Below are 24,411 nucleotides of genomic sequence, written 5' to 3' on the forward strand. Positions count from 1 at the left end.
CCAAACCAGACTACTGCGCTGGGTTTAATGCCGTCAGCGCCCTCGCCATCGAACGCCCAGGCGCGTGGGTCAGCAGGCTTTCTCCCGCACCCCACTCAAACATCACGGGCCTGAAGCGCAAAAAATCAGGATTTTTCAGAGATAGCCATACGCCATCTTTGATTTCGTCCGATAACCATCCTGTGCATATACTCAAGCTACTCGGCCAGCCGATTCCAGGACACCTATGCTGCAGCGTTTCGCCTTCCTGCTCGTTCTTCTGCTCGGCCTGTCGACCACGGGCCTGGCTGTGGCATCCGTGGTGCTTATCGACGGTAGCAGCGGCATGCAGCTCAATGCTCATATCGAGCTGCTGGAGGATGCTGACGGCACCCTGACCATCGACGATCTGGCGTCTCCTGAGCAGCAGTCTCGGTTCCAGGCTGCCAATGGCCGCGCCAGCGTCGGCCAGAGCCTGAACCCGTGGTGGATCAAACTCACCCTGCAGCGCGATGTGCGGGCTCCAACTCGCTGGGTACTGGAAGTCGGCTCGGTGACCCAGCTCGACCTGCAGCTCTACCAGGCCGATGGCCAGGGCGGCTGGCAATTGCGCCAGTCCGGCGAACGCGTGCCTTTCCGCGAGAGTCGCGACCACCCGTACCGGCGCATGGTGTTCGACCTGCCCCCGCTGGGTGAACAGCCAACAACCTTCTACCTGCGCGCCTTCGACCCGGCCGGCAACTCGTTCCCGCTGCGCATCTGGCAGCTCGAAGACCTCACGCAACTGGCAGCGCGCGAAAACCTGGGCCTCGGCGCCATCTATGGGGTGGTTTTCGCGTTGCTGCTGTACAACCTGTTCATTCTCATCTCGCTGCGTGACCACGCTTACTTCTGGTACGTACTGACCACCGCCTTCGCCCTGCTCTTCATCATCAGCATGACCGGCCATGGAGCCCAGTACCTGTGGCCCAATAGCGCGGTTCCGCCCTGGCTCGATCGCATTACTCTGCCGTCGCTGTGGGGCCTGTTCGCCTGCCGCTTCACCCAGACCCTGCTGCAGACCAGGCTGTATGTGCGCTGGGCGCATCATCTGCTGAGCATGGCCTGCGTCATCTACATCGTGGCCATCGCGCTCAACCTGCTTGGCCATCGCTACCTGGCAGCCTGGGCCATCGCCCTGCTATCGCTGACCAGCATCCCTGCCGCCCTGGGTAGCGCCCTGGTTCGCTGGCGCCAGGGTTTCTTCCCCGCGCAGCTGTATCTCTATGGCTATGGTCTGGTGCTCGGCGGCGTGGGCATCCTGCTGCTGCGCACAACCGGCGTGCTGCAACCGGCAGACTGGAATGCGTACGTATTCCCGCTGGCAGTGGCCGCAGAATCGATTCTGTTTTCCTTCGCCCTGGCTTATCGCATCCAGATACTCAAGCAGGAACGCGCTGAGGCCCTGCAACAGGCCGATCGCGAGAAGACCGCGCGCCTGGCCCAGCTGCAGGCCAACGCCGATGAACTGCAGATTGCGGTGACCACGCGCACCGCCGAGCTGGCCGCGACCAACGAACAACTGCGCGAACGCGAGCGCGAACTGCAGCATGCCGCCTTCCACGACCCGCTGACCGAGCTGCCCAACCGACGCTACCTGGTGGAGCGCTGCGAATCGGCCCTCGGCCATGCCGAGCGGCACAAGGAAAGCGTGGCACTGCTGCTGGTCGACCTGGATCACTTCAAGCCGATCAACGATCGCTTCGGCCACGCGGCCGGTGACCTGATGCTGCAGGTGATCGCCAAACGCCTGCGCGATCACGTTCGAGTAGGCGATGCGGTCGCCCGGCTGGGCGGTGACGAATTCGCCGTCCTGATCTGCGGCAGCGATGCCGAAAGCCAGGCCCGGGAAATCGCCGAACGCCTGCTGGCGGAGTTGTCCGAGCCGGTGCACTACGGCGCCGAGCGCCTGCGCGTGACCATCAGCATCGGCGTGGCGCTTTATCCACGCCATGCGAAGACCTTCACCGGGCTTTACAAGATCGCCGACCAGTCGCTTTATCGCGTCAAGGAACTGGGGCGCTCAGGGGCGCGCGTGCACGGCGATGATGGGGAGCTGAGCGAACAGGCCTGCCTGCAGCTGGACATCCTCAAAGTACCCAGCGGCCTGGCCTAGCCGATATAGCGACGCGGCACCCGCGCGGTGACTTTGCTCAGCAGCTCATAGCCGATGGTGCCACACGCTGCTGCCACTTCATCCAGCGGCAGATTGGCGCCCCAAAGCTCCACCGGCGAATCGACATCAGCCGCGGGCAGGTCGGTGATGTCCACAGCCAGCATGTCCATCGACACCCGGCCCGCCAGGGTCGCGCGCTGCCCATCGACCAGCACCGGTGTGCCGCTCGGCGCATGCCGCGGATAACCATCGGCATAACCGCAACTGACCGTGGCGATACGCGACGGCCGTTCGGCAACCCAGGACGCGCCATAACCGACACTTTCACCGACTGCCACTTCACGCACGGCGATGACCCGAGCGGCGAGGGTCATCGCCGGTTTCAGCCCAAGCTCACGCGCGCTCAGCTCGGCGAACGGGGTCGCGCCGTAGAGCATGATGCCGGGGCGCAGCCAGTCCATGTGCGCGGCGGGAATGGTCAACACCGCCGCTGAGTTGGCCAGCGAACGATGATTGAAATCCAGATCCAGCAACTCGAGAAAACGTTCTACCTGCAGCTCGGTGAGCGGATGCCCACGCTCGTCGGCACAGGCGAAATGACTGAGCAGGTTAAGCTCGGCGACCTGCCCGGCATCTTCAAGCCGCGCATGCCATTGGCGCAGGCTGGTAGAGTCAAAGCCAAGGCGATGCATGCCGGAATCCAGCTTGAGCCAGACGTTGAGTGGCCGCACCAGCTCACTGGCGAGCAGCGCCTCGGCCTGCGCCGCGCTCTGCACCACCAGATCCAGCCCCAGCTGTGCAGCGATGGGGTACTCGCTGGCGTCGAAACAGCCCTCGAGCAGCAGGATACGTGCCTCGCCATGCATGGCGCGTACTTCTGCCGCCTCCTCCAGGCAGGCCACGGCGTAGCCGTCAGCAATATCGTGAAGCGCCGTTACCACCTCACGCACGCCGTGCCCGTAGGCATTGGCCTTGACTACCGCAAAGGCCTGACGCCCGGGCGCGCAGCGCTTGGCGACCGCATAGTTATCGGCAATAGCAGAGAGGTCGACGATGGCGGCAAGCGGGCGCATGAGGAAAGCCTGAAAAAAAACGGGTGCCCATCTTAACCGCTGGGCACCCGTTTTCATTGAGCGAAATCAGCTACAGGCTACAGGCTACAGGCTACAGGCTACAGGCTACAGGCTACAGGCTACAGGCTACAGGCTACAGAGCATGCGAAACGGCACAGTTCCCGAGTCAAGCGCTTTTGGGCTTTCAGCCTGCGGCCTGCAGCTTGGGGCCTGTAGCCGCTGTTATTCGTCCTCGAACTGATAACTGCCCGGCGCCAGGTTCTCGAAGCGAGAATACTTGCCGAGGAAGGCCAGGCGCGCAGTGCCGAGCGGACCGTTACGCTGCTTGCCGATGATGATCTCGGCCACGCCCTTGTACTCGGTTTCCGGGTGGTACACCTCGTCACGGTAGACGAACAGAATGATATCGGCGTCCTGCTCGATCGCCCCGGACTCACGCAAGTCGGAGTTGATCGGGCGCTTGTTGGGCCGCTGTTCCAGACCACGGTTGAGCTGTGACAGGGCGATCACCGGGCAATTGAACTCCTTGGCCAGCCCCTTGAGCGAGCGCGAAATTTCCGAGATCTCGTTGACCCGACTGTCGCCACTGGAGCCTGGAATCTGCATCAGCTGCAGGTAGTCGACCATGATCAGGCCAATCTCGCCGTGCTCACGCGCCAGGCGCCGCGTGCGCGCACGCATCTCGCTGGGAGAAATGCCCGCCGTATCGTCGATGAACAGCTTGCGATCGTTGAGCAGATTGACCGCGCTGGTCAGACGCGGCCAATCGTCATCGTCGAGCTTACCGGAACGCACCTTGGTCTGGTCGATGCGCCCCAGCGAGGCGAGCATACGGATGACGATGGATTCCGAGGGCATTTCCAGCGAATAGACGAGAATCGCCTTGTCGCTGCGCATCAGAGCGTTCTCCACCAGGTTCATGGCGAAGGTGGTCTTACCCATCGACGGACGACCGGCGACGATGATCATGTCGGCCGGCTGCAGGCCGCTGGTCAGGTTGTCCAGGTCATCGAAACCGGTCGACAGGCCGGTGATCGCCTCGCCCAGATTGAACAACGTATCGATACGGTCGATGGCCTTGACCAGAATGTCGTTGATGCCAACCGGGCCGCCGGTCTTGGGTCGGTCTTCAGCAATCTGGAAAATCAGCCGCTCAGCCTCGTCGAGAATCTCCTCGCCGGTACGGCCTTCCGGCGCATAGGCGCTGTCGGCGATCTCGTTGCTGATACTGATCAGTTTGCGCAGGGTGGCGCGCTCACGAATGATCTGCGCGTAAGCCTTGATGTTGGCAACCGACGGCGTGTTCTTGGCCAGCTCGGCGAGATAAGCCAGGCCTCCGACCTGCGACAGCTGTCCTTCCTTGTCCAGCTGTTCGGACAGGGTGACCACGTCGAAAGGCTCGTTACGCTCGGCCAGCTTGAAGATCGCACGGAAGATCAGACGGTGGTCGTGGCGGTAGAAATCGGTATCGGAAACACCGTCGAGCACGCGCTCCCAGGCATTGTTGTCGAGCATCAAACCGCCCAGTACCGCCTGCTCCGCCTCGATGGAGTGCGGAGGCACTTTCAGGGCAGCAGTCTGCAGGTCGTATTGCTCGGGAATGCTGATGTCGTTCATAGGCTCGAGAGGAAAATGCTGCGATAGAAAAACAAAGGGCACGGATCGCCGAAGCGATGCCGTGCCCGATTGTCAGCAGACCTGCACCTGAGCGCAAGCCCGCCTGGCGGCTGCCAGCTAGAGTCTGTTCATGATCCCGCGAGCTAGAGCCCTGCAAGGCGAACGCTGGTGAGCAAGCGCAGTTTACGAGTGGTAAATGAGCATTGCGAACCAGCTTTCAACGCAGCAGGGCCGACGCGCAGCAGATCATGGGCGGGCTCTTAGGCGGCGACCACAATTACCTTAACGGTGGCTTCGACGTCGGTGTGCAGGTGCACAGCTACGTCGTATTCGCCGACCTGACGGATGGTACCGTTGGGCAGGCGAACTTCGGCCTTGGCCACTTCAACGCCGGAGGCGGTCAGGGCGTCAGCGATGTCGTGAGTACCGATCGAACCGAACAGCTTGCCTTCATCGCCAGCGGTGGCGGTGATGGTGACTTCCAGCTCAGCCAGTTGAGCAGCGCGAGCTTCAGCGGAAGCTTTCTTCTCGGCAGCCAGTTTTTCCAGCTCGGCGCGGCGGGCTTCGAACGCAGCTACGTTCTCAGCGGTAGCAGCGGTGGCCTTGCCTTGCGGCAGCAGGAAGTTACGGCCGTAACCGGCTTTAACATTCACTTTGTCGCCCAGGTTGCCCAGGTTGGCGATTTTTTCCAGCAGGATGACTTCCATTTGGGTCTTACCTCTTAACTTTTAACCTTCACCGTCCGCGGACCCACTCTTGCGAGCGAGGCGACCGCGAAAATCAAACAGACTGTCGACCATGGCCAGGACCACCAATAGCGGATAGATCAGCTGCATGAACAGCAGGAGCGTGATGTACATGCCTACCAGCCAGAAGCGAGCGAGCCCCCCTTTTTCTACCAGGCCGTGCACCAGGGCGATCCCGGCGAACAGCAGCGGCACACTGCACAGCGGCGTAAGCATGGCCAACTGCGGTCCCAGATTGGGGCCTAGCATCATGCCCACCAGCAGCAACAGCGCCTGCGGCAGCGGCAGTCTCAGCGCGCGAAACTCGCGACCGAAACCGCCAGGGTTGTACAACACGGCCTGCCAGTAACGCCCAAGAATCAGGCTCAGCAAGCTCAGGATCTGCAGCAAGGCTGCCAGCAATCCGGTCAGCACTGGTGCGATCAGCGCTTCGAGACGCTCGCGTTCACTCACCGACAATTGCTGGTGAGCCCCATCGAACATGGTCGGCAAAAGCTTCTGCAGCTCGCCGGCCATGGCCTCGATGGGTTCGCGGAACACCGCCCCGAGGACCAACCCGTACACCAGGCCCAGCGCCACACTGCACAGCAGTATGCGGTTCCAGGTCCAACTGGCGCGCAACAACAACGCCAGGCTCAGCGCACCGACCAGCACCAGCAAGGTGCGCGGTTCGCCGAAATACCACCAGGCTATCGCCGGCAGCATGGCCCAGGCCAGGATGCCCATGGCATCACTGGCTCCGCGCCGCAACAGCACCAGGCTGCCAGCGGCTGCACTCAACCAGAACAACAGCGGCATCGCTGCCGATCCCACCACCACGAGGGTGGCCTGCATACGGCCGCGCATGATGTATTCAGCCAGGGCGCGCATGCGATCTATTCCTTAACGCTTGTCGACTATCCGATCTCAGCGGCCGTGGCTGTCGGTGTAGGGCAGCAGGGCCAGGAAGCGGGCGCGCTTGATAGCGGTGGCCAGCTGACGCTGATAACGAGCCTTGGTACCGGTGATACGGCTAGGAACGATCTTGCCGGTTTCCGAGATATAGGCTTTCAGGGTGTTGAGATCTTTGAAATCGATCTCTTTCACGTCTTCAGCGGTGAAGCGGCAGAATTTACGACGACGGAAGAAACGTGCCATGTGATTGGCTCCTCAATAGATCCGTGGATTACTCGTCAGCGTTGTCGCTGTCGTTGTTGTCGCTGTCATCGCTGTCGTTGGACTCGGCGTTTTCAGGACGTTCACGACGCTCGCGGCGCTCACTGCGGTTTTCTTCGGCCTTCAGCATCTCGGACTGGCCAGTGACGGCCTCGTCGCGACGGATGACCAGGTTACGGATCACGGCGTCGTTGTAGCGGAAGTTGTCTTCCAGCTCGGCCAGGGCCTTGCCGGTGCACTCTACGTTGAGCATCACGTAGTGGGCTTTGTGGACGTTGTTGATGGCGTAAGCCAGCTGACGACGGCCCCAGTCTTCCAGGCGGTGAATCTTGCCACCGTCTTCTTCGATCAGCTTGGTGTAACGCTCGACCATGCCGCCGACTTGCTCGCTCTGGTCCGGGTGAACCAGAAAGATGATTTCGTAATGACGCATAAATGCTCCTTACGGGTTGTAGCCTGCCAACTAAAGTGGTCAGGCAAGGAGTGGGTTTTTCTCGTGATGAGCTTGCCGGGCGGTAGGCGCAAAAAGGCCTGCCGTCACGGCAAGGGGCGCCATTCTAGAGAAGCCCCCTGCCGCACGCAAGGCGAATTGGCGATTATTTGAGCAATCAGCCCTTGGCCTGACGCTGGCGTACCGCCTCGAACAGGCAGACGCCGGTGGCGACCGAAACGTTGAGACTGCTGACGCTGCCGCCCATGGGCAGCTTGACCAGGTAATCGCAGTGCTCGCGGGTCAGGCGGCGCATGCCCTTGCCCTCGGCGCCCATGACCAGCACCGTCGGGCCGGTCATGTCGAGCTGGTACAGCTCCTGCTCCACCTCACCGGCGGTGCCGACCACCCACAGGCCCTTCTTCTGCAGTTTTTCCAGAGTACGTGACAGGTTGGTCACGGCGACCAGCGGGATGACCTCAGCCGCGCCGCAGGCCACCTTGCGCACGGTGGCGTTGAGGGTGGCGGATTTGTCCTTGGGCACGATCACCGCCAGCGCCCCCGCGGCATCGGCGGTGCGCAGGCAGGCGCCGAGGTTGTGCGGATCGGTCACGCCGTCCAGCACCAGCAGCAGGGGCACGCCCTCGCTGCGTTCGAGCAGCTCGTCGAGCATGTTCTCGCCCCAGACCTGGCTCGGGCTGACCTCGGCGACCACGCCCTGGTGCACGCCCTCGGCCCATTCGTCCAGCTCCTGACGCTCCTTGTGCCCGACCGGCACGCGGTGCTGCGCCGCCAGTTCCAGCATCGGCTGGATGCGCGGCGCCTGGCGGCTCTCGGCCAGCCATAGCTGCTTGACCCGCTTGGGATGATGGCGCAGCAGCGCCTCCACGGCATGCACGCCGTAGACCTTTTCCAACTGACTCATCGTTTCGCCTTACGCTTACTCGGCTTGCTACCGCTTGTCTCGTCCTTGGCCTTCGGCGCCGGTGCGCCCTTGCGATGGCCGGAGGTCTTCTTCGCCGGCGCTTTGCCACCGCTCTTCTTGGCGCTATCGAGCAGGGCCTTCTTCACCTCGCGGCTTTTCTGCACGTCGGTATTGCCCATGCCCCGCGACTTGCCAGCACGACGCGCATCATCGTCCTTGCCGGTCTTGCCCTGGCTCAGTTCGAAGTCGATCTTGCGCTCGTCCAGGTCGACGCGCATCACCTTGACCTCGACGCTGTCGCCAAGGCGGAAGCTGCGACCACTGCGCTCGCCGGACAGGCGGTGGTGAACCGGGTCGAAGTGGTAGTAGTCGGCCGGCAGCGCGGTGACGTGCACCAGGCCTTCGACGTAGATATCGCGCAGCTCGACAAAGATACCGAAACCGGTCACCGCGGTGATCACGCCGGCGAAGGTCTCGCCGACGCGATCCTGCATGAATTCGCACTTGAGCCAGTTGACCACGTCACGGGTCGCCTCGTCGGCGCGGCGCTCGGTCATCGAGCACTGCTCGCCGAGCTTTTCCAGGGTCGCCTCATCGTACGGATAGATGCGCGCCTTGGGCATGGTCGCTGCACCGGCACGCTCCACGTGTTTGGTTTCGCGCTTGGAGCGGATCACGCTGCGAATGGCGCGGTGCACCAGCAGATCGGGGTAGCGACGAATCGGCGAGGTGAAGTGGGTATAGGCCTCGTAATTGAGGCCGAAGTGCCCTTCGTTCTGCGCGCTGTATACCGCCTGGCTCAGCGAGCGAAGCATCACGGTCTGGATCAGGTGGTAGTCCGGGCGCTCGCGGATGCTCTCCAGCAGACGCTGATAGTCCTTGGGCGAGGGGCCGTCCTTGGACTTGCCACGCTGCAGCGACAGCCCCAGCTCACCGAGGAAGGCCTTGAGCTTTTCCAGGCGCTCGAGCGGCGGCCCGTCGTGCACGCGGTACAGCGACGGGATCTCGTGATCCTGCATGAAGCGCGCAGTGGCGACGTTGGCGGCCAGCATGCACTCCTCGATCAGCTTGTGCGCATCGTTGCGCTGGGTCGGGCGGATCTCGTCGATCTTGCGATCGGTGCCGAAGATGATTCGCGTCTCCTGCGTCTCGAAGTCGATGGCGCCGCGCTCGTGACGCGCCGCGACCAGCACCTGGTACAGCGCATAGAGCTGGCTGAGGTGCGGCAGGACTTCCTTGTACTCGCTGCGCAGGGACTTGCCCTCGCTGCTCTTGGGATCTTCCAGCATCAGGCTGACCTTGTTGTAGGTCAGACGCGCGTGGGAGTGGATCACCGCCTCGTAGAACTTGTAGTCGACCATCTGGCCGCTCTTGGACATGGTCATTTCGCAGACCATGGCCAGCCGATCGACATGCGGGTTGAGCGAGCACAGGCCGTTGGACAGCTCCTCCGGCAGCATCGGCACGACGCGCTCGGGGAAGTACACCGAGTTGCCACGCTCGACCGCCTCGGCGTCCAGCGCCGAACCGACCTTGACATAGTGCGACACGTCGGCGATAGCCACGTAGAGTTTCCAGCCACCGGAGAACAGCTTCCAGCGGCTGCTGTTCTTCTCGCAGTACACGGCGTCGTCGAAGTCGCGCGCATCCTCGCCGTCGATGGTGACGAAAGGCAGATGGCGCAGGTCGATGCGCTTCTCCTTATCCTTCTCCTCCACCTCGGGCTTGAGCTTGCGCGCTTCCTTGATCACGCCTTCGGGCCAGACATGCGGGATGTCGTAACTGCGCAGCGCCACGTCGATCTCCATGCCCGGCGCCATGTAGTTGCCGATCACCTCGACGATGTCGCCCTGCGGCTGGAAGCGCTGGGTCGGCCAGTGGGTGATCTTGATCTCGACGAACTGGCCGACTCGCGCACCGGCGGTGCGACCTGGGGTGACCAGCACTTCCTGCTGGATCTTGGGGTTGTCGGCGACGACGAAGCCGATGCCGTTCTCTTCGTAATAACGGCCGACGATGCTCTCATGAGCGCGTTCGATCACCTCGACGATGCCGCCTTCACGGCGACCGCGCCGGTCGAAACCCGCCACTCGCACCAACGCGCGATCACGATCGAACACCAGGCGCATCTGCGCCGGACTAAGGAACAGATCGTCGCTGCCGTCGTCCGGCACGAGGAAGCCGAAGCCATCGCGGTGACCACTGATGCGGCCGCAGATCAGATCGAGCTTGTCCACCGGCGCGTAGGTGCCGCGGCGGGTATAGATCAGTTGGCCATCGCGCTCCATGGCGCGCAGACGGCGGCGCAGCGCCTCGAGCTGGTCTTCGGTGTCGAGTCCGAATTCTTCGACCAGCTGCTCGCGGCTGGCGGGCGAACCCCGTTCGGCCAGGTGGGCCAGAATCAGTTCGCGGCTAGGGATGGGGTTGTCGTATTTTTCCGCCTCGCGGGCGGCCTCGGGATCGAGGGATTGCCAATCGGCCATGTAGGAAGGATTACCTATGCTTATGTATAGAGGTGTATGCCATCTGCCTATTGAAGCGCGAAAACGTCATTCGCGGCAGCTTTTCCGGCGACAATAATTTTTTTGGGGTCAGGGGTTTACAAGGTAAATGCCCGCCCGTATAGTTCGCGCCCACAGCGTCGAGCAGACGTTGTAACACGAAGCCGATGATGATTCATCGTTTTCAGTGCCCAGGTGGCGGAATTGGTAGACGCGCTGGTTTCAGGTATCAGTGGTGGCAACACCGTGGAAGTTCGAGTCTTCTCCTGGGCACCAAATTTCGTGAAGTGGCTTGATAACCCACTTTGCAAATAACGGATGCAACGCTCCGTGTCGGTAACGACGAACATTGCTGCAGTGCCCAGGTGGCGGAATTGGTAGACGCGCTGGTTTCAGGTATCAGTGGTGGCAACACCGTGGAAGTTCGAGTCTTCTCCTGGGCACCAAATTTCAAAAAACCGAGTCAGATGACTCGGTTTTTTATTGCCTGAAAAAAGAGGCTACAGGCTACAGGCTACAGGCTACAGGCTACAGGCTACAGGCTACAGGCTACAGGCTACAGGCTACAGGCTACAGGCTACAGGCTGTCAGCGTGTTGGTGGGCCGGCCCCCTAGCAAGCTTTCCGCTCTTGCCTGCAGCCTGAAGCCCTCTCAGACCCTGAACTGCCCCAGACTGGCCTTCAGCTGCGCCGCCAGTTCATCCAGCGCCCGCGCATTGCCGGCAATCGCCGCCACGGCCTCGGCTGCATGCTGCGCCTCGGCGTGAATGATCTCCACACGCCCGCGCACCGCTCCAGCACCCTCGGCCTGATGGGCTGCGGCCTGAGTCGCCGCATTGATGGCGCCATGCACCTCATCCACTGACTGCTGCACCGACTGCTGCAGGCGCGCACTGTCACGCAGAACCTGCAGACCCTCGCTTCCTTGCGCTCCAGCCTGAGCAATTGCCGCCACAGCCTCCTGCGCGCCACGCTGCAGGGCAGCGATATGGGTCTGGATATCGCCAGTGGACTGCTGCGTCTTGCTTGCCAACGCCCGCACCTCGTCGGCCACCACGGCGAAGCCGCGCCCGCTCTCGCCAGCGCGCGCCGCCTCGATGGCGGCATTGAGCGCCAGCAGGTTGGTCTGCTCGGCAATGGACTGGATCACCGTCAGCACCACCTCGATCTGCTCACTCTGCTTGGCCAACCGCTCGATCACCGCCGAACCGTCCGCGACACGCGCGACCAGCCCCTCGATGAGCGCGGACAGGCGCTGCGCGATAGCGGCATTCTCGTGCGCCGCCTGACGAATGGTATCGACGCGCTGCAGCGCGTCCTGCATGGACTGGCTTTCCGCCTGCGCCTCGTCAGCCATCTGCTCCAGCGCCTGCAGGCTTCCAGCCACCTCGTCGCGCTGACGTCCGGCCGCCGCTTCGGCCGCCACCCCGCGCTGAGTCAGGCTGCGGATCTGCTCACCGGTACGCAGCGCCACTTCGCCCGACTCGCGCACGATGGGTTGCAGCTTGGCGATGAAGCGGTTGACTGCATCGGCCATCTCGCCCACTTCATCCTGACTGTCGATACTCACGCGCCGCGTCAGATCCCCCTCGCCGGCCGCCAGATCATTGAGCGCCGCGCTGAGCAGACGCACCCGGCTCAATACCCGCCAGCCCAGCACCAGTGCCACCACCAGCATCGCCAGAGCACCGACCAGCAGCAGCCCAAGAGCAATGTTCCAGCGCAGCGAGTCTGCCGCCGCGCGCACCGACTCGCCGCCGTTGCGCGCCATCTCCTGGGTATAGCGCTCGGCCGATTGCAAACGCGCGCGCAACGCGGCGGTCGCCTCCTCGGAAGCACCCGCCAGGCTGCTGTCGACCAACTCGCCGGCGCCGTTGACCAACGCCGCGAAACGCCCGTCCAGGGCAGCGACCTCGCGCTCGACGACATCCAGCGAAAGCCCCATCTGCACCTTGCCGATCGGCGCGCCCATCGGGCTGATTTCTGCCTCAACCACATACACACGCGGGTCACGGGAAGCGGCATCCACCAGCTTGTCCAGCGGCGAATCGCCCTGCCCCGCCGCCACCAGGTCGCGCACCTGTGCGTTGCTGCGATTGAAATTGCGCGTCAGCCGCTTGCCTTCGGCGTCATAGATGATGGCGAACAGCACCGCCGGATCCTGCTGGGCAATGCGCGTCAGCGCGGTGAGCGCCGGGATGTCCAGATCCCAGATGGACTTGGGCGCTACACCGGCGAGCAGTTGTGCCAGGGCCTGGCCGGACTGCTTGAGATTGCCCTCCAGCACCACGCGCAGCTGCGCCTGCTCATCCTTCAGTTGGCCGGAAAGGCCTTCACCCAGGCGCGTACGCGTACTGCTCGCGAGCGCCGCAAGCCCCTGGCTCATCTCGCGCTCGGCCATGCCCAACTCTTCGCCCAGGCGGCGACTTTCACCGCCCAGGCGCTGAGCCAGGTCCTCGACCATGCCATCGACCGATGCACGCATCAGCCACACCGCCAGCCCCACCTGCACCAACATGGCCAGGCCAAGCGCGACGAACACCGGGCGCAGCAGGCGGCTGCGCAACATGGAAACGATGGCAAACACTGGGGACACTCCTCAACGACCGTAACAGCTATAACGGCGACTTCCGGGATTTATTGAGTGCAAGCAAGGCGCATGCCCAAGCTCGAACCAAAACAGCGATCAACCAACGAACGATCCGGCATTATGGCTGCAATTGCAGCCAATAGCGCCTGGCGTGAGCAAGAAAGCCAAGCCACAAAAAAGCCGCCCGAAGGCGGCTCATCTGCGGCTCGAGAGCATCTCGATCAGGCAAACGGATGACGCAGCACGATGGTCTCGTTGCGGTCCGGGCCGGTGGAGATGATGTCGATCGGCGCACCGACCAGCTCTTCCACGCGCTTGATGTAGGCGCGAGCGGCGGCTGGCAGATCTTCCAGGGTCTTGGCACCCAGGGTGGATTCGCTCCAGCCCGGCATCTCCTCGTAAACCGGCTGCAGGCCGATGTAACTGTCGGCATCGGTCGGCGCATCGACCAGTACCTGGCCGTTGGCGTCCTTGTAACCGGTGCAGATGCGAATGGTTTCCAGGCCGTCGAGCACGTCCAGCTTGGTCAGGCACAGGCCGGAGATGCTGTTGATCTCGATGGCGCGACGCAGGATCACGGCATCGAACCAGCCGCAACGACGGGCACGACCGGTGGTGGCACCGAACTCGTGACCACGCTTGGCCAGGAAGGCACCGACATCATCGAACAGCTCGGTCGGGAACGGGCCGGAACCGACGCGAGTGGTGTAGGCCTTGGTGATGCCGAGGATGTAGTCCAGATACAGCGGACCGAAGCCGGAGCCGGTGGCAATGCCGCCAGCGGTGGTGTTGGAGCTGGTGACGTAGGGGTAGGTACCGTGGTCGATGTCCAGCAGCGAACCTTGGGCGCCTTCGAACATGATGTCCTTGCCCGCCTTGCGCAGGTCGTGCAGTACGGCAGTGACGTCAGCCATCATCGGCTTGAGCAGCTCGGCGTACTCCATGCACTCGTCCAGAGTCTTCTGGAAGTCGATGGCCGGCTCTTTATAGAAGTTGACCAGCTGGAAGTTGTGGTAATCCAGCAGCTCACCCAGCTTGGCGGCGAAACGCTCGCGGTGGAACAGGTCACCGACGCGCAGGCCGCGACGCGCGACCTTGTCTTCGTAGGCCGGGCCGATACCACGACCGGTGGTTCCGATCTTGGCGTCGCCACGGGCCTTCTCGCGCGCCTGGTCCAGCGCCACGTGGTAGGACAGGATCAGCGGGCAGGCCGGGCTGATGCGCAGGCGCTCGCGCACCGGCACACCCTTCTCTTCCAGCTTGGTGATTTCGCGCATCAGGGCATCGGGCGCGACGACCACGCCGTTGCCGATCAGGCAGTCGACGCCTTCACGCAGGATGCCGGACGGAATCAGGTGCAGGACGGTTTTTTCACCGTCGATCACCAGAGTATGGCCGGCGTTGTGGCCACCCTGATAACGCACGACTGCAGCGGCCTGCTCGGTGAGCAGGTCGACGATCTTGCCCTTGCCCTCATCACCCCACTGGGTGCCCAGGACGACGACATTCTTACCCATGATACTTGTCCTCTTCGCGCAAGCTTGGATGCCGGCCGCGGGCCGGCGAAAGTGAATTCAGGGCGCCAGGGGCGCCACCTGCCAACGTCCATCGCGCAGCGTCAGCAGGCGGTCACAGCCTGCTTCGCGCGCATCCGCCTCGCTCTGCCCGGGCAGCGCCTGCACCACGCGCTCACCCTCACCACGCAGACGACGAACGGCCTGCCACAGATAGAGGTCATGATTATCCGGCGCCCAAACGCCGCTGACGGACTCATCCAGACGCATATCCCCCAGGGTCACCAGGGTCTTCAGGTCAGTGGAGAAGCCGGTCGCCGGACGAGCCCGACCGAACACCGCGCCGGTATCGTCGTAACGGCCGCCCTGAGCGATGGCACCGCCTTCGCCCGGCACGAACGCCGCGAACACCACGCCGGTGTGATAGTTGTAGCCGCGCAGCTCGCCCAGGTCGAAATACAGCGGCAACTCGGGATAACGCAGCTCCAGCGCATCGGCGATGGCCACCAGCTCATCGAGCGCAGCATGCACCGCATCCGGCGCCTCGACCAAGGCCGCCTGGGCCAGGTCCAGCACTTCACGCCCGCCGCACAGCTCGGCCAGCGAACGCAGCATGTTGCCCAGACCTGCCGGCAAGGCCGCGGTCAGGGTCTCGATTTCGTCCATGGCCTTGCGCTGCAGCGCATCGAAAAGCTGCTGCTCGGCCTCGCCGGACAGCCCGGCGGCACGCGCCAGGCCGCGATAGATACCGACGTGACCGAGATCCATGTGCACATCCGGCACCGCAGCGAGTTCGAGGGTCTCGACCAGCAGGCTGATCACCTCGATATCGCTGGCCGGGCTGGCATCACCATAGAGTTCGGCGCCCAGCTGGATGGGGCTGCGCGAGGTGGTCAGCGCGCGCGGCTGAGCGTGCAGCACGCTGCCGGCGTAGCACAGACGGCTCGGACCTTCACGGCGCAGGGTATGGGCATCGATACGCGCCACCTGCGGGGTGATGTCGGCACGAAAGCCCATCTGCCGACCAGACAGCGGATCGGTGACCTTGAAGGTGCGCAGGTCGAGATCCTGGCCGGCGCCAGTCAACAGGGATTCCAGGTACTCGATATGCGGGGTGACGACGAATTCGTACCCCCAACGCTGGAACAGATCCAGCACCTGGCGGCGTGCCGCCTCGATGCGCGCCGCTTCCGGCGGCAGTACTTCTTCGATGCCATCTGGCAGCAGCCAGCGGTCTACCGTTGCCATTTCGCCATTCCCCTCTCGATCCGGGCGGCACAAGCCTTCAGTGAAGCAGATATAGAAGAGCAGTCCCCAGCAGCATGCTGGCCAGCCCCATAAGACGCAGTCGACGGTCGGGCAGACGCGCAGCCTGCAATACCGCCCCGCGCCAATGGCGCGGATAGAGGAAGGGCAGGATGCCTTCCAGCACCAATACCAGACACAATGCGATGCCGAGTTCCTGCCACATGATTCCCACAGACGCAAAAAAGCCGGGATTTTCCCGGCTGCCGCATCATACCACGTTTTCCCCTGAGGTCACCCTGGCGACGCATCGCGCCGCCAGGGTTGCCGATCAAGGCTTGGCTTTTTCCAGGTAGCGGAAGAAATCGCTACTCGGGTCCAGCACCAGCACATCGCGCTTGTCAGCGAAGCTTTCACGATACGCCTGCAGGCTGCGGTAGAAGGAGTAGAACTCCTGATCCTGACCGTAGGCACGGGCGTAGATGGCGGCCGCCTGGGCGTCACCGTCACCGCGCAGCTCTTCCGCTTCACGGTAGGCTTCGGCCAGCAGCACACGGCGCTGACGGTCGGCATCGGCGCGAATACCCTCGGCCAGCTCCCGACCCTTGGCGCGGTGCTCACGGGCCTCACGCTCACGCTCGGTGCTCATCCGCTCGAACACGCTGCGATTCACTTCACGCGGCAGGTCGATAGCCTTGACCCGCACATCGACCACTTCGATGCCCAGCTCACGCTCGGCAGCGCGATTGAGCGTCGCGGTCACGTCGGCCATCAGCGCATCACGCTCACCGGATACGGATTCATGCAGGGTGCGCTTACCGAACTGGTCACGCAGCGACGCCTCCAGACGACGCGCCAGACGCTCGTCGGCAACCTGCTTCATGCCGGAGGTAGCCTGATAGAAACGCTCGGCATCCTTCACCCGCCATTTGGCGTAGGCGTCGACCATCAGCGCCTTCTTCTCCAGGGTCAGGAAGCGCGAGGAGGTCGAATCCAGGGTCAGCAGGCGACCATCGAAGATGCGCACCTGGTTGACGTAGGGAATCTTCACATGCAGGCCGGGCTGCACATCAGGCTCAACCACTCGCCCGAACTGCAACAGCACCGCACGCTCGGTTTGCGCCACGATATAGAAGCTATTCCATGCCACCAGGGCCAGAACCACGGCCACGATCAGGCCGATCAGGGACTTGTTGCTCATCAACGGCCCTCCCGGGTACGCAGGTTACGCTGCGACAGATCGCTGCTCAGCGGCACGGCCGGATCACGCGTCGTCGAATTGCTGCTATTGGCCGAACTGGAGGAAGAGGAACCACCACGGCTGTCGATCATCTTGTCCAGCGGCAGATAGAGCAGGTTGTTCTGCCCCTTGTCGCCAGTGACCAGAACCTTGCTGGTGTTGCTCATCAGCTCTTGCATGGTGTCCAGATACAGACGCTCACGAGTGACTTCCGGCGCCTTGCGATACTCGGCTACCAGCTTGGTGAAGCGGTCGGCCTCACCCTGGGCACGGGCGATGACTTCGTCACGATAACCGTTGGCCTCTTCCAGCAGACGCTGGGCCTGACCACGGGCCTCCGGAATCACGCCGTTGGCGTAAGACTCGGCCTGGTTCTTCTCGCGCTGCTCGTCTTCACGGGCACGGATCACGTCATCGAAGGCTTCCTGAACTTCACGCGGCGCCGCAGCGCTCTGGATGTTCACCTGAGTGATGGTGATACCGGTGCGGTAGTTGTCGAGGAAACGCTGCAGACGCTCACGCACTTCGCTGGCCATCAGCTCACGACCTTCGGTCAGCACCTGATCCATCTCGGTGGAGCCCACGACATGGCGCACGGCACTGTCGGTGGCGTGCTGCAGGCTGACTTCCGGCTGGTCGACGTTGAGCACGAAGTCCTGCAGATTGCTCACGCGGTACTGCACGGTCAACGGCACTTCGATGATGTTCTCGTCTTCGGTCAGCATGGCGCCCTGCTTGCTGTAGGCGCGCTCACGGGTGACGTTTTCCTGGAACTTGCGATCGATCGGCGGGAAGTAGATGTTCAGACCCGGCCCGACGGTCTCGTGGTATTTACCGAAGCGCAGCACCACGGCCTGCTCCTGTTCATCGACCACGTAGATCGCGCTGTAGAGCCAGATCACCGCCAGCAGGCCGAGGCCTACGAACAGCAGACCGAAGCCACCGCCGCCACCGCTGCGCCCGGAATCGTCGTCACCACGTTTCTTGCCGCCTCCGAAAAGCCCGTTCAGGCTTTCTTGCAACTTGCGGAACGCTTCGTCGAGATCCGGCGGGCCCTGCCGGCCACCGCCTTTGCGGCCGCCCCAAGGGTCTTGATTGTTCGAGTTGCCACCCGGCTCATTCCAAGCCATAGCGTTCTCCGTACTGATAAAGCGAAGGCGCGCCCGCGGCGCGCCGGCCAATGCTACCCAAAGCCCCAGGGTGACGGCAAAGCCGCCACTGCAGGCTTTATTGCAAAGTATGTTGCTCGATGAAAGCTTGAGGCTCCAAACCCTCTCGACTCACCAGGCGATTGAGCTCGACTCTTGGCAAACGCACCGACAGCAAACTGTGCCCCTGCTCGTCATGCTCTTCGCTCTGCACTGCCCCCAAGGCGAAAAACTGCGCGCGCAGCCTGCCCAGTCGTTGCGGCAACTGCAGCGTGGCGACGAACAAGTCCTCGCCCAACAGCTCTGCCACTGCCTGCCGCAACAGCTCCAGACCACGCCCCTCGCGCGCCGACAACCAGACACGAACCGGTTTGCCATCACCATCGCGCTGGATCTGCGGCTCGACACCATCCAACAAATCCAGCTTGTTGTATACCTCGAGCATCGGCAACTCGTTCGCGCCGATCTCCTTGAGCACTTCCTGAACCTGCTCGATCTGCGCCATGCGCTCGGGTTCATGGGCATCGATCACGTGCAGCAGCAAGTCGGAGTTGCTCGACTCTTCCAGCGTAGCGCGGAAGGCCTCGACCAGCTTGTGCGGCAAGTGGCGAATGAACCCCACGGTATCGGCCAGAACGATCGGACCGAGGTCGTCGAGTTCGAGGCGACGCAAGGTCGGGTCGAGCGTGGCGAACAGCTGATCGGCCGCGTAAACCTCGGAGGTGGTCAGGGCATTGAACAGGGTGGACTTGCCGGCGTTGGTGTAGCCCACCAGGGACACCGACGGAATGTCCGCACGCTTGCGCCCGCGACGCGCCTGCTCACGCTGGCTGCGCACCTTCTCCAGCTTCTGCTTGATCTGTCGGATACGCACGCGCAACAGACGGCGGTCGGTTTCCAGCTGGGTTTCACCCGGCCCGCGCAGGCCGATACCGCCCTTCTGCCGCTCGAGGTGGGTCCAGCCTCGCACCAGACGCGTACTCATGTGATCGAGCTGAGCCAGCTCGACCTGAAGCTTGCCTTCATGGGTACGCGCGCGCTGGGCGAAGATATCGAGAATCAGCCCGGTGCGATCGAGCACGCGGCACTCGAAGGCGCGCTCGAGGTTTCGCTCCTGGCTGGGTGTCAGGGTGTGATTGAAGATAACCAGATCGGCCTCGACGGCCTTGACCTGATCGCGCAACTCCTCGACCTTGCCGCTGCCGATCAGAAACTTGGCAGTCAGGCGGCTGCTGGGCACGCTAAAGAAAGCGGCCATGTCGGCACCCGCCGACATGGCCAGTTCCTGGAACTCCTGGGGATCTTCGCTCGCCTCGGAGTCTTGGCCTTCCAGATGAACCAGGATGGCCCGCTCACCGCCCTCATGACGCTCGAAGAACAATGAAACCCCCTATCAGGCGTTACCCGGCTCGCTATCGCCCTGCTCGGAGTCGCCAGCGCTCGGCAGGCGCACCGGACGGCTGGGTACGACGGTGGAAATGGCGTGTTTGTAGACCATCTGGCTGACAGTGTTCTTCAGCAGGATGACGAACTGGTCGAAGGATTCGATCTGGCCCTGCAGTTTGATGCCGTTGACCAGATAGATGGAAACAGGGACGCGTTCCTTACGCAGGGTATTCAGGTAAGGGTCTTGTAGCGAATGCCCTTTTGACATGTGCCGCACTCCTTTCGAGGATCAATTTTCAATAATTTTAGTAAGTAAACAATGGCTTCAGACCGCCCCACCCCAAGGATAGACGGCCAGCGGCAAGGTCTCATTTCAATATGGAGACGCTTTCCAGGTATTTCAAGACGCGAGACAGATTGTCGCAGGCCAGACTATCCAGCCAGTGTAAACCGTCCCAGCCACGTAGCCAGGTAAATTGCCGCTTGGCCAACTGCCGAGTAGCGACGATGCCACGCTCGACCATCTCGTCTCGCGACAGCTCGCCTTCGAGGTATTCCCAGACCTGGCGATAACCTACCGCTCGTATAGACGGCAATCCCGCGTGCAAGTCACTTCGGCAACGCAGGGCTTCGACCTCTTCCACGAACCCCTGTTCCAGCATCGCCCGAAATCGTTGAGCGATGCGGTCATGCAAAACCTGACGCTGCGCTGGCGCGATAGCAAGCTGAGCGACAGTATAGGGTAATTGCCCACTGCCTGATGTGCCCGCCTCGGGATTTCCTGCAGCCTGGCGCCGCCGATGCTCGGTCATGCTCAGGCCACTCACGCGATAGACCTCCAGCGCCCGGGTCAGACGCTGCGGGTCGTTGGGATGAATGCGCGCTGCGGACTCCGGATCGACCGCTGCCAGTTCGCGGTGCAGCACCTCCCAACCTTCGGCCAGCGCGCGCGCCTCCAGTTCGGCGCGTATCGCAGGATCGGCGCTGGGCATATCGGCCAACCCTTCCAGCAGCGCCTTGTAATAGAGCATGGTGCCGCCCACCAGCAGCGGAATACGGCCACGTGCCGCGCTCTCGGCCATGGCCGCCAGCGCATCGGCGCGAAACTCCGCCGCCGAATAGCTCTCGGCCGGGTCACGGATGTCGATCAGGGCGTGGGGAAACTCATCGAGAATGGCCCGCCCGGGCTTGGCCGTGCCGATATCCATGCCGCGATAGATCAACGCCGAATCCACGCTGATCAGGTCGCACGGCAGCAGGCGCGCCAGCTCCAGGGCCAGATCGGTCTTGCCGGCGGCGGTCGGGCCCATCAGGAAGATTGCAGGAGGAAGCGAAGACATCGATATGGCTCGAACACGGAAACGGGGAGCCCCAGCCTCGGGGCCTCACTCAATTACTGGCCGCGCATGAACAGCTTGTCGAGCTGATCCATGCTCAGTTGCGTCCAGGTGGGCCGACCATGGTTGCACTGACCGCTGCGTTCGGTCTGCTCCATGTCACGCAGCAGGCCGTTCATCTCGGGAATGGTCAGACGCCGGTTGGCGCGCACTGCACCGTGACAGGCCATGGTCGCCAGCAGCTCGTTGAGGTGCGCCTGGATGCGATCACTGGTGCCGTACTCGAGCAGATCGGCCAGCACGTCGCGCACCAGCTGGGTGGCTTCGGCCTGTTTCAGCAAAGCCGGAATCTGACGGATTGCCACGGTTTCCTCGCCCAGGCGCTGCAACTCGAAGCCCAGGCGCTGAAACCATTCGCCATGTTCCTCGGCGCAATCCGCCTCGCGCTGGCTCAGAGCGATGGACTCCGGCACCAGCAATGGCTGACCGCGCAGCCCCTCGCTGGCCATGGCCTGTTTGAGACGCTCATAGGTGATGCGCTCATGGGCCGCGTGCATGTCCACCACCACCATACCCTGAGCGTTCTCTGCGAGGATGTAGACCCCCTTGAGCTGCGCCACGGCGTAACCAAGCGGAGGAATGTCGCCCTGCTCCTGCGGCAGGGGTTGAATCTGAGCAGTCGGCAGCGGCGAGAAATACTCGCGATATGCGGCCTTCGCTTCGGCGGCCGGCACGCCGGGATTGCTGACCGGCTGCTGATAGCCAGCCCCGGCACCACGCCAGGCTGGCTGCGGGTTGGCCACGGGGGGTTCGAGCACGCTGGCGGCCAGGCCCATTTCCGCCTGCGGGCCGAACTCGCCGGCGGCCAGGCCCGTCGGGCGGATCACGGGCGAAACGGAAGCCGGCGCGGCGACCTGATCTTCCGGGCGCACATCAGCAAGCGCTCGATGCAGCGTGCCGTAGAGGAAGTCATGGACCATGCGCCCGTCACGGAAGCGGACTTCGTGCTTGGTCGGATGGACATTGACGTCCACCGTTGCCGGATCGATCTCCAGAAACAGCACGAAGGTCGGATGGCGACCATTGAACAGCACGTCGCGATAGGCCTGACGCACCGCGTGGGCGACCAGCTTGTCGCGCACCATGCGGCCGTTGACATAGAAGTACTGCAGGTCTGCCTGACTGCGCGAGAAGGTAGGCAAGCCGACCCAGCCCCACAACCGCAGGCCGCCGCGCTCGATCTCGATCGGCAGCGCCTGCTCCAGAAACGCCGGGCCGCAAACCGAGGCGACGCGGCGTGCGCGACTGATGTCGTCACCCGCCTCGTGCAGGCTGAGCACAGTCTTGCCGTTGTGACGCAAGTGGAAGCCGACATCGAAACGCGCCAGCGCCAGGCGCTTGATCACCTCCTGCAGGTGATCGAACTCGGTTTTCTCGGCCCGCAGAAACTTGCGCCGCGCCGGAGTATTGAAAAACAGGTCACGCACTTCCACCGAGGTGCCCACCGGATGCGCGGCAGGTTGCACGCGCGGCTCCATGTCCCGCCCTTCGGTTTCCACCTGCCAGGCCTGGTCGGCATCGGCCGTGCGTGAGGTGAGCGTCAGGCGCGATACCGAGCTGATCGACGCCAGCGCCTCGCCACGAAAGCCCATGCTGAGCACGGCTTCCAGATCTTCCAGTTCACGAATCTTGCTGGTGGCATGACGCGCCAGAGCCAGCGGCAGGTCATCGGCGGCAATGCCACCGCCATCATCACGCACCTTGAGAAGTTTGATGCCGCCCTGCTCGACTTCGACATCGATGCGCCGGGCACCGGAGTCCAGGCTGTTTTCCAGCAGCTCCTTGGCTACCGAAGCCGGGCGCTCGACCACCTCGCCCGCAGCGATCTGGTTGGCCAGGCGCGGGCTGAGCAAATGAATACGGGACATGACACTCACTACTGGGCAGCCAGGGACGTGGCGGGTATCTGCAATGTCTGGCCGACCTTGATCACATCGCCATTGAGCTTGTTGGCACTGCGCAAGGCGGCCAGGCTGATCTGATAGCGCTGCGCGATCAGCGCCAGGCTTTCGCCACGGGCAACCATGTGTTCACGCGGGCCGGCGGCGATCTTGCCTTCGTCACGCAGCCAGGCGACGTAGGTGCCAGGCGGCGGGTTTTCGTGGAAGAACTGCTTGACCCCCGAAGTGATCGAGCGCGCCAGCGCCTGCTGATGGCTGGCTGTGTGCAGCTTCTTCGCTTCGTTGGGATTGGAGATGAAGCCGGTTTCCACCAGGATCGACGGGATATCCGGAGACTTGAGCACCATAAATCCCGCCTGCTCAACGCGGCGCTTGTGCAGCGGGGTGATGCTGCCCATATTCGACAGCACCTTCTGTCCCACGTTGAGACTGGAGGACAGCGAGGCGGTCATCGACAGGTCCAGCAACACGCCGGCGAGCATCTTGTCCTTGTCGTCGAGGCTGACGTTGCCGGCACCACCAATCAGGTCCGACTGGTTCTCGGCATCGGCCAACCAGCGGGCGGTCTCGGAAGTCGCACCGCGTTCGGACAAGGCATAGACCGAAGCGCCGAACGCAGAAGAGCGCGGTGCAGCGTCGGCATGAATGGACACGAACAGATCGGCGCCCTTCTTGCGCGCGATCTCGGTCCGCTTGCGCAACGGAATGAAGTAATCGCCGGTACGCACCAGCTCGCCACGAAAGCCTTTCTCGGCGTTGATCTGCCGCTGCAGTTCCTTGGCGATGGCCAGGGTCACGTGTTTTTCGTATTGCCCCTTGACCGGCGAAAGCGCCCCCGGATCCTCACCACCATGACCGGCATCGATGGCCACGACGATGTCACGCTTGTCATTGGGCACGGGCGTCAGCTTGGGCGGAGCCTGGGTTGGCGTGACCGGGACGGGCGGCGCGCTGGCGGCAACGCTCGGCGCCTGGGTGGCAGGCGGCGCACTGCCCTGATCGAACAGATCGACCACCAGACGATGGCCATACTGCTGGTTCGGCGCCAGGGTGAAGCTCTTCGGCGAAACCGGTGCCGACAGATCGATGACCACGCGCAGCTCTTCTGCGCTGCGCTGCGCCGAGCGCACGCCGGTAATCGGCGTATTGGCGAGTGAAAGCTGATCGAGACTGGTGGCCAGTTTGGCCCCCGTGACGTCGATGACGATGCGATCAGGTGCAGCCAGGGTGAACACACTGTGCTGCACCGGGCCGGACAGGTCGAAGACCAGGCGGGTATTATCCGGGGCACGCCACAGGCGCACGCTGCGCACATCGGAAGCGGCCAGCGCCTCGGCAGCCAGGGCCGCCAACAATACCCCCACAGCGGTAACCAGCGCGCCTATGCGCATAACCAACCCCATCACGTCT

The 24,411-nt window shown here is 63.0% G+C and carries 21 protein-coding genes, 2 tRNA genes and 1 pseudogene; 4 read left to right on the plus strand and 20 right to left on the minus strand.

The genetic code is table 11. From position 1 onward, the window contains the following. The first annotated feature begins 226 nt into the window (after positions 1 to 226). Positions 227 to 2,134: a diguanylate cyclase gene (locus tag DXK50_RS00525; RefSeq protein WP_212628991.1), complete on the plus strand. Its 1,908-nt coding sequence runs from the start codon at positions 227 to 229 to the stop codon at positions 2,132 to 2,134. On the opposite strand, the gene alr is transcribed toward DXK50_RS00525, so the two are convergent. From alr to rnr, 8 genes are all read right to left on the minus strand, one after another. Beyond that, positions 2,131 to 3,207 (minus strand): alanine racemase, encoded by a 1,077-nt coding sequence (alr, locus tag DXK50_RS00530; protein WP_212628992.1) that lies wholly within the window; start codon positions 3,205 to 3,207, stop codon positions 2,131 to 2,133. The two genes, DXK50_RS00525 and alr, sit on opposite strands and share 4 nt — an antisense overlap. Positions 3,208 to 3,429: 222 nt before the next feature. After that, a complete protein-coding gene (dnaB, locus tag DXK50_RS00535; protein ID WP_024306768.1) occupies positions 3,430 to 4,824 on the minus strand; it encodes a replicative DNA helicase in 1,395 nt (464 codons plus the stop codon). 260 nt (positions 4,825 to 5,084) lie between these two features. Then, on the minus strand, positions 5,085 to 5,531 hold the full coding sequence (gene rplI / locus DXK50_RS00540) for a 50S ribosomal protein L9 (protein WP_161864741.1): 447 nt from the start codon (positions 5,529 to 5,531) through the stop codon (positions 5,085 to 5,087). A gap of 21 nt (positions 5,532 to 5,552) precedes the next feature. Next, complete coding sequence (locus tag DXK50_RS00545) at positions 5,553 to 6,440, minus strand: YybS family protein (RefSeq protein ID WP_212628993.1); 888 nt, start codon at positions 6,438 to 6,440, stop codon at positions 5,553 to 5,555. A 36-nt stretch (positions 6,441 to 6,476) separates the two neighbouring features. Beyond that, a complete protein-coding gene (rpsR, locus tag DXK50_RS00550; RefSeq protein ID WP_003246847.1) occupies positions 6,477 to 6,707 on the minus strand; it encodes a 30S ribosomal protein S18 in 231 nt (76 codons plus the stop codon). Between the two features lie 28 nt (positions 6,708 to 6,735). Continuing rightward, positions 6,736 to 7,158, minus strand: coding sequence for a 30S ribosomal protein S6 (gene rpsF, locus DXK50_RS00555; protein ID WP_161864739.1), 423 nt, complete (start codon positions 7,156 to 7,158; stop codon positions 6,736 to 6,738). A gap of 175 nt (positions 7,159 to 7,333) precedes the next feature. Further along, positions 7,334 to 8,080, minus strand: a complete 747-nt coding sequence (gene rlmB, locus DXK50_RS00560) for a 23S rRNA (guanosine(2251)-2'-O)-methyltransferase RlmB (protein WP_212628994.1) — start codon at positions 8,078 to 8,080, stop codon at positions 7,334 to 7,336. Continuing rightward, complete coding sequence (rnr, locus tag DXK50_RS00565) at positions 8,077 to 10,563, minus strand: ribonuclease R (RefSeq protein WP_212628995.1); 2,487 nt, start codon at positions 10,561 to 10,563, stop codon at positions 8,077 to 8,079. Before rnr ends, rlmB begins: the two co-directional genes overlap by 4 nt. 207 nt (positions 10,564 to 10,770) lie before the next feature. On the opposite strand from rnr, the gene DXK50_RS00570 reads away from it, so the two are divergent. Continuing rightward, positions 10,771 to 10,857 (plus strand) — tRNA-Leu (locus DXK50_RS00570). An 83-nt stretch (positions 10,858 to 10,940) separates the two neighbouring features. Next, positions 10,941 to 11,027: transfer RNA gene (locus tag DXK50_RS00575), tRNA-Leu, on the plus strand. Between the two features lie 205 nt (positions 11,028 to 11,232). On the opposite strand, the gene DXK50_RS25325 is transcribed toward DXK50_RS00575, so the two are convergent. Both DXK50_RS25325 and DXK50_RS25330 read right to left on the minus strand, forming a co-directional pair. After that, positions 11,233 to 12,117 (minus strand): methyl-accepting chemotaxis protein, encoded by an 885-nt coding sequence (locus tag DXK50_RS25325; RefSeq protein WP_461818369.1) that lies wholly within the window; start codon positions 12,115 to 12,117, stop codon positions 11,233 to 11,235. Next, positions 12,091 to 13,149 (minus strand): annotated as a pseudogene (locus DXK50_RS25330) (HAMP domain-containing protein); the annotation flags it as partial. The gene DXK50_RS25325 and the pseudogene DXK50_RS25330, both read right to left, overlap by 27 nt. Positions 13,150 to 13,239: 90 nt before the next feature. Here DXK50_RS25330 and DXK50_RS00585 point away from each other — a divergent pair. Then, positions 13,240 to 13,407, plus strand: a complete 168-nt coding sequence (locus DXK50_RS00585) for a hypothetical protein (RefSeq protein ID WP_212628997.1) — start codon at positions 13,240 to 13,242, stop codon at positions 13,405 to 13,407. Here the strand turns inward: DXK50_RS00585 and DXK50_RS00590 are convergent. The 10 genes from DXK50_RS00590 to DXK50_RS00635 all read right to left on the minus strand — a co-directional run bounded on the left by DXK50_RS00590 (position 13,392) and on the right by DXK50_RS00635 (position 24,404). Next, entirely contained in the window at positions 13,392 to 14,687 is a 1,296-nt protein-coding gene (locus DXK50_RS00590) for an adenylosuccinate synthase (RefSeq protein ID WP_161864734.1), read from the minus strand. The two genes, DXK50_RS00585 and DXK50_RS00590, sit on opposite strands and share 16 nt — an antisense overlap. A 57-nt stretch (positions 14,688 to 14,744) precedes the next feature. Further along, on the minus strand, positions 14,745 to 15,932 hold the full coding sequence (locus DXK50_RS00595) for an ATP phosphoribosyltransferase regulatory subunit (protein WP_212628998.1): 1,188 nt from the start codon (positions 15,930 to 15,932) through the stop codon (positions 14,745 to 14,747). Between the two features lie 37 nt (positions 15,933 to 15,969). Then, a complete protein-coding gene (locus DXK50_RS00600) occupies positions 15,970 to 16,155 on the minus strand; it encodes a DUF2065 domain-containing protein (RefSeq protein ID WP_013713860.1) in 186 nt (61 codons plus the stop codon). A 105-nt stretch (positions 16,156 to 16,260) separates the two neighbouring features. Further along, positions 16,261 to 17,130, minus strand: a complete 870-nt coding sequence (hflC, locus tag DXK50_RS00605; RefSeq protein ID WP_161864732.1) for a protease modulator HflC — start codon at positions 17,128 to 17,130, stop codon at positions 16,261 to 16,263. Continuing rightward, on the minus strand, positions 17,130 to 18,299 hold the full coding sequence (gene hflK / locus DXK50_RS00610; RefSeq protein WP_212628999.1) for an FtsH protease activity modulator HflK: 1,170 nt from the start codon (positions 18,297 to 18,299) through the stop codon (positions 17,130 to 17,132). The genes hflC and hflK overlap by 1 nt, the downstream gene beginning before the upstream one ends. Before the next feature lie 97 nt (positions 18,300 to 18,396). After that, positions 18,397 to 19,698 (minus strand): ribosome rescue GTPase HflX, encoded by a 1,302-nt coding sequence (gene hflX / locus DXK50_RS00615; RefSeq protein ID WP_161864730.1) that lies wholly within the window; start codon positions 19,696 to 19,698, stop codon positions 18,397 to 18,399. Between the two features lie 12 nt (positions 19,699 to 19,710). Next, the gene (gene hfq, locus DXK50_RS00620) at positions 19,711 to 19,971 is read right to left on the minus strand and encodes an RNA chaperone Hfq (protein WP_024306757.1); all 261 of its coding nucleotides are present in this window, start codon (positions 19,969 to 19,971) and stop codon (positions 19,711 to 19,713) included. Positions 19,972 to 20,071: 100 nt separating this feature from the next. Next, the gene (gene miaA / locus DXK50_RS00625; RefSeq protein WP_212629000.1) at positions 20,072 to 21,043 is read right to left on the minus strand and encodes a tRNA (adenosine(37)-N6)-dimethylallyltransferase MiaA; all 972 of its coding nucleotides are present in this window, start codon (positions 21,041 to 21,043) and stop codon (positions 20,072 to 20,074) included. Between the two features lie 53 nt (positions 21,044 to 21,096). Then, complete coding sequence (gene mutL, locus DXK50_RS00630) at positions 21,097 to 22,977, minus strand: DNA mismatch repair endonuclease MutL (RefSeq protein ID WP_212629001.1); 1,881 nt, start codon at positions 22,975 to 22,977, stop codon at positions 21,097 to 21,099. Further along, a complete protein-coding gene (locus DXK50_RS00635) occupies positions 22,977 to 24,404 on the minus strand; it encodes an N-acetylmuramoyl-L-alanine amidase (protein ID WP_212629002.1) in 1,428 nt (475 codons plus the stop codon). Before DXK50_RS00635 ends, mutL begins: the two co-directional genes overlap by 1 nt. Between the last annotated feature and the right edge of the window lie 7 nt (positions 24,405 to 24,411).

It is taken from the genome of Pseudomonas sp. KB-10 (genome assembly GCF_018221585.1).
Lineage (GTDB): Bacteria > Pseudomonadota > Gammaproteobacteria > Pseudomonadales > Pseudomonadaceae > Aquipseudomonas > Aquipseudomonas yangonensis.

Coding starts and splice junctions, on each gene's coding strand:
- DXK50_RS25325 (WP_461818369.1), bottom strand. CDS start 12,117: ATGGCCGATGCAGTCAACCGCTTCATCGCCAAGCTGCAACCCATCGTG.
- DXK50_RS00545 (WP_212628993.1), bottom strand. CDS start 6,440: ATGCGCGCCCTGGCTGAATACATCATGCGCGGCCGTATGCAGGCCACC.
- rpsR (WP_003246847.1), bottom strand. CDS start 6,707: ATGGCACGTTTCTTCCGTCGTCGTAAATTCTGCCGCTTCACCGCTGAA.
- DXK50_RS00595 (WP_212628998.1), bottom strand. CDS start 15,932: ATGGCAACGGTAGACCGCTGGCTGCTGCCAGATGGCATCGAAGAAGTA.
- DXK50_RS00585 (WP_212628997.1), top strand. CDS start 13,240: ATGCCCAAGCTCGAACCAAAACAGCGATCAACCAACGAACGATCCGGC.
- rlmB (WP_212628994.1), bottom strand. CDS start 8,080: ATGAGTCAGTTGGAAAAGGTCTACGGCGTGCATGCCGTGGAGGCGCTG.
- rplI (WP_161864741.1), bottom strand. CDS start 5,531: ATGGAAGTCATCCTGCTGGAAAAAATCGCCAACCTGGGCAACCTGGGC.
- alr (WP_212628992.1), bottom strand. CDS start 3,207: ATGCGCCCGCTTGCCGCCATCGTCGACCTCTCTGCTATTGCCGATAAC.
- DXK50_RS00590 (WP_161864734.1), bottom strand. CDS start 14,687: ATGGGTAAGAATGTCGTCGTCCTGGGCACCCAGTGGGGTGATGAGGGC.
- DXK50_RS00635 (WP_212629002.1), bottom strand. CDS start 24,404: ATGGGGTTGGTTATGCGCATAGGCGCGCTGGTTACCGCTGTGGGGGTA.
- rpsF (WP_161864739.1), bottom strand. CDS start 7,158: ATGCGTCATTACGAAATCATCTTTCTGGTTCACCCGGACCAGAGCGAG.
- dnaB (WP_024306768.1), bottom strand. CDS start 4,824: ATGAACGACATCAGCATTCCCGAGCAATACGACCTGCAGACTGCTGCC.
- hflK (WP_212628999.1), bottom strand. CDS start 18,299: ATGGCTTGGAATGAGCCGGGTGGCAACTCGAACAATCAAGACCCTTGG.
- rnr (WP_212628995.1), bottom strand. CDS start 10,563: ATGGCCGATTGGCAATCCCTCGATCCCGAGGCCGCCCGCGAGGCGGAA.
- DXK50_RS00525 (WP_212628991.1), top strand. CDS start 227: ATGCTGCAGCGTTTCGCCTTCCTGCTCGTTCTTCTGCTCGGCCTGTCG.
- miaA (WP_212629000.1), bottom strand. CDS start 21,043: ATGTCTTCGCTTCCTCCTGCAATCTTCCTGATGGGCCCGACCGCCGCC.
- DXK50_RS00600 (WP_013713860.1), bottom strand. CDS start 16,155: ATGTGGCAGGAACTCGGCATCGCATTGTGTCTGGTATTGGTGCTGGAA.
- hfq (WP_024306757.1), bottom strand. CDS start 19,971: ATGTCAAAAGGGCATTCGCTACAAGACCCTTACCTGAATACCCTGCGT.
- hflC (WP_161864732.1), bottom strand. CDS start 17,130: ATGAGCAACAAGTCCCTGATCGGCCTGATCGTGGCCGTGGTTCTGGCC.